At 42.7% G+C, this 6,889-nt stretch carries 6 protein-coding genes and 2 pseudogenes; 3 read left to right on the plus strand and 5 right to left on the minus strand.

The annotated features are described in order from the left end of the window. Positions 1–265: 265 nt before the first annotated feature. The 5 genes from K4039_RS28495 to K4039_RS28515 form a co-directional block, all read right to left on the minus strand. The gene (locus tag K4039_RS28495; protein WP_265239873.1) at positions 266–2,833 is read right to left on the minus strand and encodes a DHH family phosphoesterase; all 2,568 of its coding nucleotides are present in this window, start codon (positions 2,831–2,833) and stop codon (positions 266–268) included. 123 nt (positions 2,834–2,956) lie between these two features. Then, on the minus strand, positions 2,957–3,772 hold the full coding sequence (locus K4039_RS28500) for a PD-(D/E)XK nuclease family protein (protein ID WP_265239874.1): 816 nt from the start codon (positions 3,770–3,772) through the stop codon (positions 2,957–2,959). Positions 3,773–3,909: 137 nt separating this feature from the next. Beyond that, positions 3,910–4,125 (minus strand): hypothetical protein, encoded by a 216-nt coding sequence (locus K4039_RS28505; RefSeq protein WP_265239875.1) that lies wholly within the window; start codon positions 4,123–4,125, stop codon positions 3,910–3,912. Positions 4,126–4,266: 141 nt separating this feature from the next. Beyond that, entirely contained in the window at positions 4,267–4,572 is a 306-nt protein-coding gene (locus K4039_RS28510; RefSeq protein WP_265239876.1) for a DUF433 domain-containing protein, read from the minus strand. Between the two features lie 176 nt (positions 4,573–4,748). Then, positions 4,749–5,054: a type II toxin-antitoxin system RelE/ParE family toxin gene (locus K4039_RS28515; RefSeq protein ID WP_265239877.1), complete on the minus strand. Its 306-nt coding sequence runs from the start codon at positions 5,052–5,054 to the stop codon at positions 4,749–4,751. Between the two features lie 368 nt (positions 5,055–5,422). Between K4039_RS28515 and K4039_RS28520 the strand changes: the two genes are divergently transcribed. From K4039_RS28520 to K4039_RS28530, 3 genes and pseudogenes are all read left to right on the plus strand, one after another. After that, a complete protein-coding gene (locus tag K4039_RS28520) occupies positions 5,423–5,617 on the plus strand; it encodes a transposase (RefSeq protein WP_265239878.1) in 195 nt (64 codons plus the stop codon). A gap of 17 nt (positions 5,618–5,634) precedes the next feature. After that, positions 5,635–6,514: pseudogene (locus tag K4039_RS28525) on the plus strand (IS4 family transposase); the annotation flags it as partial. Positions 6,515–6,598: 84 nt separating this feature from the next. Continuing rightward, positions 6,599–6,889, plus strand: a pseudogene (locus K4039_RS28530) (ISAzo13 family transposase); the annotation flags it as partial.

Raw genomic sequence — 6,889 nt, forward strand, 5'->3', positions numbered from 1 at the left:
ATTTTATCGATGAATTGAGAACTAAGATATTTCTTACAACTGAGATGTTGCGTCCCTGTCAGGAATTAGCCCTGCGAGGGAGAGAGGGAGAGGGGGAGAATGGAGAATGGGAGAATGAGAATAGAGGATTGAAATATACAATTTAAATCCAGTAAAGTTTGAAAGCCTTCTCCATCTAAGATTTCGCGTGTTCGCCTGACAAAAAAGTTATTTGATGAGTGGAACAGGCATCTTGCCTGTTTTTCATCATTGTGGCAGATATCAATTAAAAGGGATTTTCTGTATAATCTTCTTGAAAAATGGTCTCTCGCGCGATCGACACAATGGTAGAAATGGGTACTTCACAAAAATATTTCCTGCGGAATTGTTCTTCAGAGACTGCTGCTAGGAATTGCGCTGCATAACGGGCGGCGATGGGGGAATTTTGCTCTGAGAATTGGGTTGAGGGGCTAGAAAATAAGGTTTTGGAGATGTGATCTCCGATTTCTCTGGTTTCGGGTTGTCTGGTGATGTGGAAAGCTCGATCGCGATAATTGACTTTGAAACCGAGATGTTTTAATGTGGTAAACCCTAGTTGCAGGGAAGTGTCGCTGATGGCGAGTTTTTGGCGGAGTTGCTGTCTGGTGACGGGTTTGTTGGTGCGGCTGAGGTATTTGGCGATGCCGATTAGCTGTTGGCAGATTTGCTGCGGGGCTACGAATGGCGGTAATGTATAGGCGATCGCCAGTTTTTGTTGCTTCTGCTGTGCTTGCCGAAACCAGACGCGCAATTCGTCCCAGCTTGCGGGGCATTCTTTAAGGATAATTGAGTTTTCGCGATCGAGCATTCCTGAATTGTCAGCTAGATTGTCCGCTGAAATTTGAGATTCCAAGTTTGTGCTAACCGCTAACAACTCTTGATCATTATTTCTATTACGCCAGTCTAAGATCCAATCTATTTTAGTTGGGGAATTAATTTTGCCCTCTTCCGTGCGGGAATGCACTGATATCAACCGCACTTCATAGTCCGATGTATAAGTATTAAAATCGAGTTCAACAGTGGCATCGCACCGCCCTTCGGGAACTTCGTCTCGATAGTGTCCCCACCAAATGCCTGAAAATCCTTGATCGCTAGATTCATCCCAAATTTCAAAAGAAGTTTTGATATACTTTACTTCTTTTCCTTGTGAATCTTTAATATTCCTATTGTAGATATTCTTAAACCAGCAGTTTTCAATCAGCAATTTAGGTGCGGGGTTGCCCATTCCACAGGGTTCGAGCAATTTTAACTCTTGAAATAACTGTTTGCCTAATTCGGCGACAGTAATTTTTAAGTCGGCTTGAACAGGGGCGGCTGTTAAACTATCTATGCTGTATTGTTGTCGCAGTTGCTGATTTACAGCATCGGTAAATAAAGGAATATTTTCAACAGGGAGACTCAATCCGGCGGCGAAGGGATGACCGCCGAATCTATCCAATAAATGTGCTTGATCTTTGACTAATTTATAAAGGTCGATTTGATTTGCTGAACGGGCAGAACCGCGGGCGATTTTAGATTTGGGATTTGGAATTTTAGATTGGGAAAGTTTTTGCGAATCGGGGTTGAAAGAATCGATAAGCTGAGTGTCAGGAAGAATTTCTTTGATTTCTTCGCTACCTTCTGTGCAGAATAAAATTACCGGGCGGCCGTATTCTTGGGCGATTTGTCCCGCAACTAATCCTAATACTCCTACGGGCCATTGTGGGTCACTGAGGACAATCACGCTGGTGGTTGAGATGTCGAGTTTAGCTAATTTTTGGGCTGCATCTTTAGCCACATCTTTTTGCAAAGATTTGCGTCTGGTGTTGGCAATTTCGGTTAAATTTGCTAGTTCTTCGCAGCGTTTTTTGTCGCGGCTGGTGAGGAGTTCTACGCAGAAGCTGGCGTCGCCTTGGATGCGGCTGACGGCGTTGATTCGGGGGCCGAGGCCGAAGGAAATGTCGGTTGGGCGATCGCCCGCTCGTTTGCATAGTTCGAGTAATTTAGCAACTCCCGGACGAGTGGGATTTGCAATTTGTTTTTGCAGTTGTTCGATGCCGAGTTGTGCTAAGTAGCGACAGTCTCCTGTAAGTTGGACTAAATCGGCAATTAAGCCGATCGCCACTAACTCCAATAAATCCGTAAGCGGGCGCTGCGGAATATCCGGCAATGTGTGATATAGTGCTTCGATTAATTTGTAAGCTACCGCAACGCCCGACAAGTTAAACAGTTGGTGGTTGGGATCAAAGTAGCGGGGATTGATGATTGCTGTCGCTGGCGGGCGATCGTCTGGTAATGTATGGTGGTCAGTGATAATTGTATCGATGTTTAAGCTAGTGGCATATTCGATTTCGGCGATGTTTGTACTGCCTGTATCACAAGTAATAATTAAGCTAATTCCAGATTTTGCTAACGCATCTATTCCTGAGATATTAAGTCCGTGAGATTCAGTTAATCGGTTAGGAATGTAATAAATTAATTGCTCATTTTGAACAAAAAACTCTCCCAATCCATCCCACAAAACAGAGGTTGAGGTAATGCCATCAGCATCAAAGTCTCCCCAAATAGCGATTTTTTCGGCATTGTTTATTGCTTGCTGAATTCGTTCCATCGCCAAATTTATTTCTAGTCCAAATTCAAAGGGACTTGCTGGCTGGTAAAGTTTGGGATTTAAGAAACCTGGTATTTCTTCGGGGTTTTGAATTCCTCTATACCAGAGAAGTGCAGCCGCATAGTTTCCCGGAAGTTCTGGCACGTGATTTCTGACAGCTTGGATTAGCCAATCTGGGGGTTGGGGTAAGGGTTGATTTTGCCAGTTTTGAAGTAATTCTGTCATAGGTTATTTCATAAATTCCTGTAGGGGCGGGTTCACCAACAATCTTTAATTCAAATCGACAATATCTATAAACCCGCCCCCACCCAGCGACGATCCAAAGAGTTTGGATAGTAAAATTTTTAGTTAAATAGATATTTCCTCGATTATAGCAAGATTTGGCAGCCAATTTACGGGAGTTTCTGCAGGAAGATTTGATGAGGAAGCTTTGCTGTCTTGGGTGCGGTTACAGCGAGTGGCGAATTGACAGGAATCGCAGAGATTGGAACTAATTTGTACTTGGGGGAAGAATTCGCCGCCTTCGGAATAAGGCTGTCGCCAGTCGGTTAGATGCTGCAATATTTGGCTTAAATCTTGTTTTGTGCGATCGTGTTCTGTTTGGTTGTAAGAAAATGTAAGTTTTTGCGGCGGTTCTTCTCCTTGTAATTGTACGAACCAGTATGTCATAGAAACTTGTTCGGGGGAATAGTCGCTGGTTTCTACTAGAACATATAAATAGAGGCGGGTTTGCCAACTTTCGGCGATCCATTTTGATTTTTGAGGGCGCGGATAGGTTTTCCAGTCTATAATTTGGGCTGTGTTTGGTTCTGCTATTAGCAAGTCATAGATCACGGTGAATAGGTAGTCTTGAAAAATTAGGATGCGCGGGTGTTCGGCTTGGCGGAAAATGCGATCGCTATTTTCGGAATTCGCGAAAAGTTCGGGGGCGGTGTTGATCAAGGCTGCTACACAACGTCCTAATTCTGGGTCTTGTTGGGTGATATATTCAATGGGGAGTCCGAGTTCTCGCTGCTGCATCAATAGGTGAAAGTGGCTGCCCCATGTGAGTTTTTCTTTGTGCTCTGGGGAGGCGGTGGTGGCCAGTAGTTCTAGGTAGCTATGCTGGAATTTGCGGGGGCATTCTTCGAGGATTTTGAGTTGGGTTTGGGATAGTCGGAGCATTTTTATTTAGGGATTTTAAGTGTGATATAGTTGATAGCTATTGTGGCAAAATTAATATTTTTTTAACCATAGATGGAGGTAGATGATGCAGATACATTAGGGAGCCAGTTTTAGGATGAGATTCTGATCGCTGATCCTTAACCCCAAGCACTTAAAAATTCGACTTGATTGTACATTTCCTCTGCGGATTTAGTAGCTATAATTTTTAGCAAGCGACGCAATTGTTCACCAACTGAATAATTCTGCTGTCCCAAGATTATGCCCATATGTTCTTCGGCTTGTGTTGTAAAAGCAGTATGCAATCGATAAAAATTCCTAGTATTAAAGCTAGTAGGTTGCTCGATGATTTTCATTGGCCCAATGCAAAATTTCTTCATCGCTGCGAGATAGCATTCCTATTTATGCAACAGAAATAACATCAACACCCGGCAGGCGTAGAGCATCAATCAGAGCGGAATTCATCGCATCTTCGTCTAGCAGTAGTAGAATAATGCTCATGGATTAATCTTGAGGTTTTGGTAGTGTAACTCTGCTAACTGTTCGTAAGCTGCTTGTTCCTCAGCTAAATCTGTATCAATCTCTTCTCGATTAGCATGATAATACGTTAAAGCTGCATAAACTTGTGCGATCGATAAGTGAGTCGTCAGTCTAGCAATTTCTTCCGCACTATTACCCTGCTTGTACAAAACGGCGATGCGGTGGACAGAAGTACCAGTTTCAGCAATAATGGGACGCCCGCCTCGAAGGTTGCGATCGCGGATAATTAAAGTCCCAATGTCTACTACAGTTGTTGTTGTCATACATTTTTTTAAGTCGGTTAACTTGATTATATAGATTTCTTCTAAAAATGTGTAACTGTTTATGCCCCTGACGGTTCTATTCGATCGATAATTGCGTAAAAATTTGAGAATGATTAAGGGCGATCGCACTTATCTTTCCCAAGTGCGATCGCACTTTCACATCGATCCAACCTTAATTAATCTTCCCCTAACTCTGAAAACAATAATTCCAAGTCTCGATCGCCCCGCAGCACGTGAGCAATATCAATCCCGTCCACTCTGGGGTAGTAAAAAATTAAATAATCCCTAACCCTAAATCCGCGTAAGTTCGAGGCTAACCTCTCATAGGGTTTGCCCATATTGGGAAATTCGGCGACAAGTTTACATTTTTGACGAATTACATCAAAAAGCTTGCTGGCTGTCCTAGGATTATTTCGACTAATATAATCGCAAATCTCATTCAAGTCTCGGACAGATTCATCTGAAAATGTATAACTGTTCATTAGCTTTCCTTGTGACTACACAGTTGTTTAACGTCCAAAATCCGTTCAAGTAGGTATTTGTATACTTTGCAGTAGACATAACCCCCATAGAGGTTTTTTTATCTAGCAACCTCTGTCCAGTTATTAGTATGTGGGAAAGGGAAAGAGAATTACACTTAATAGTCTAAATATTTAGACTATTAATTTTACACAAAGAGCTGAAACAGCGAGGTTACGTCGAGCGCCCACTTCAGATCGGTACAAATAAAAAACCCCTCATGCAATCTTACTTTTCACGGCATCTCTGAAAGGTAGAGTAGGAGGTCATTCTAGGCAAAAGGGGTAGATGGTGATATAATCTGGTTAAAATCAAGTAAAGGCAGGCAAAAATGTTGAACTGGTGGGAGAAAAATTTTGCAACTTGTGAATTAGGAGATGAGAGATTAAACAATAGAGCCTATGCAATCGGCCAAGCCCTAAGCCAAGGGTTTGGGAAAGGATTGTCAGAAATATTCTCAAATGCAAACGAGCTAAAAAGAGCTTATGAGTTTTTGCCAACAGCAAAACAAAATTTGACAGAATAATTAAACCTCACTGTCAAATGACCTGTGAAGCCGTGGAAGAATATGAAGTCGTATTATCCGTAGGAGATACCACCTTTCTCGATTATGGCAGCATCAAAGCCAAAAGGGAAGGATATGGGCCCACAGGCAACGGTGGCAACGGATTAATTTTACATAGTGCCTTGGCGCTCACTCCCGAACAAGGACAAGTAATGGGACTGTTATGGCAAAAGCTATGGAACCCTTGAGCACAAAGAAAAGCCACCGAAGGATGAAACCGCAGCAGCCAAAAAACAACGACAGCTTTTAGCGCGAAAAGCTGCTCGTCAACGCCCATTTGAAGAAAAAGAGTCTTATCGATGGGTAGAAGCGATGACCGAAGTCGAGCATGAAGTCAGTAATAGCACCCGAGTAATTCATGTTTTCGACCGAGAAGGAGATATTACTGAAGTGTTCGACTCTTCACGTCAACTGAAACATACAGGAGTATTAGTACGTGCAGCTCATGACCGTAGTCTAGACCAGAATAGCGAACGTCTGTGGAAAAAATTGGAATCGCAACCGAGCAGATTTGAGCAGGAAATCAAAGTACCAGAAACTGGTAAACGTCAGGGAAGGATAGCTTCATTGGCAGTGCGCTTCTCTCAAGTTCAGCTACGAGTTCCCTATCGCTTTGATAATCGTGATTCATTACAAGTTTATGCTGTTTATGCAACTGAAATTAATTGCCCAGAAGGCGAAACACCTTTAGAATGGATGCTTCTAACTACCGAAGTCGTAGAAGATATCGAAACTGCCCTCAAGATTCTGCGTTGGTATACTTATCGTTGGCGGGTGGAAGATTATCATAAAATCTTTAAGTCTGGCTGTAAGTGTGAGCGCTACAGACTTGCTGCTGAGGGTATGAAGCCCTTGTTAGAGAGTCCCACAGAATAAATGATCCTATAATAACCGAAAGATAATTTCAGTGTGTAGCCTATCTTAATTTCTCTAAAATCTATCATGAAACTGACTGAGTACCTAAAATCTCTTTACATCACAACAGCGAAAAAACTCAAGGGGACAGACAGACGACAATTCATGGCATTCGTAGTCAAAGGTTTGGGAATAGGTGGACAGACCTTGGCAGAACGGGAATTGGGATGGAATAGGCGCACCATCCGTAAAGGAATGCAAGAGTTGAAAAGTGGTCAGCCAATTATTGATGGTTTCCATCGTAGTGGGCGTAAACGGGTTGAAACACAATTACCCAACTTATTGAATGATCTTAAATTGTTAGCAGACCCAGAAAGT

It is taken from the genome of Lyngbya sp. CCAP 1446/10 (genome assembly GCF_026130175.1).
Taxonomy (GTDB): domain Bacteria; phylum Cyanobacteriota; class Cyanobacteriia; order Cyanobacteriales; family Microcoleaceae; genus Microcoleus.

Coding starts and splice junctions, on each gene's coding strand:
- K4039_RS28500 (WP_265239874.1), bottom strand. CDS start 3,772: ATGCTCCGACTATCCCAAACCCAACTCAAAATCCTCGAAGAATGCCCC.
- K4039_RS28495 (WP_265239873.1), bottom strand. CDS start 2,833: ATGACAGAATTACTTCAAAACTGGCAAAATCAACCCTTACCCCAACCC.
- K4039_RS28520 (WP_265239878.1), top strand. CDS start 5,423: ATGTTGAACTGGTGGGAGAAAAATTTTGCAACTTGTGAATTAGGAGAT.
- K4039_RS28505 (WP_265239875.1), bottom strand. CDS start 4,125: ATGAAAATCATCGAGCAACCTACTAGCTTTAATACTAGGAATTTTTAT.
- K4039_RS28510 (WP_265239876.1), bottom strand. CDS start 4,572: ATGACAACAACAACTGTAGTAGACATTGGGACTTTAATTATCCGCGAT.
- K4039_RS28515 (WP_265239877.1), bottom strand. CDS start 5,054: ATGAACAGTTATACATTTTCAGATGAATCTGTCCGAGACTTGAATGAG.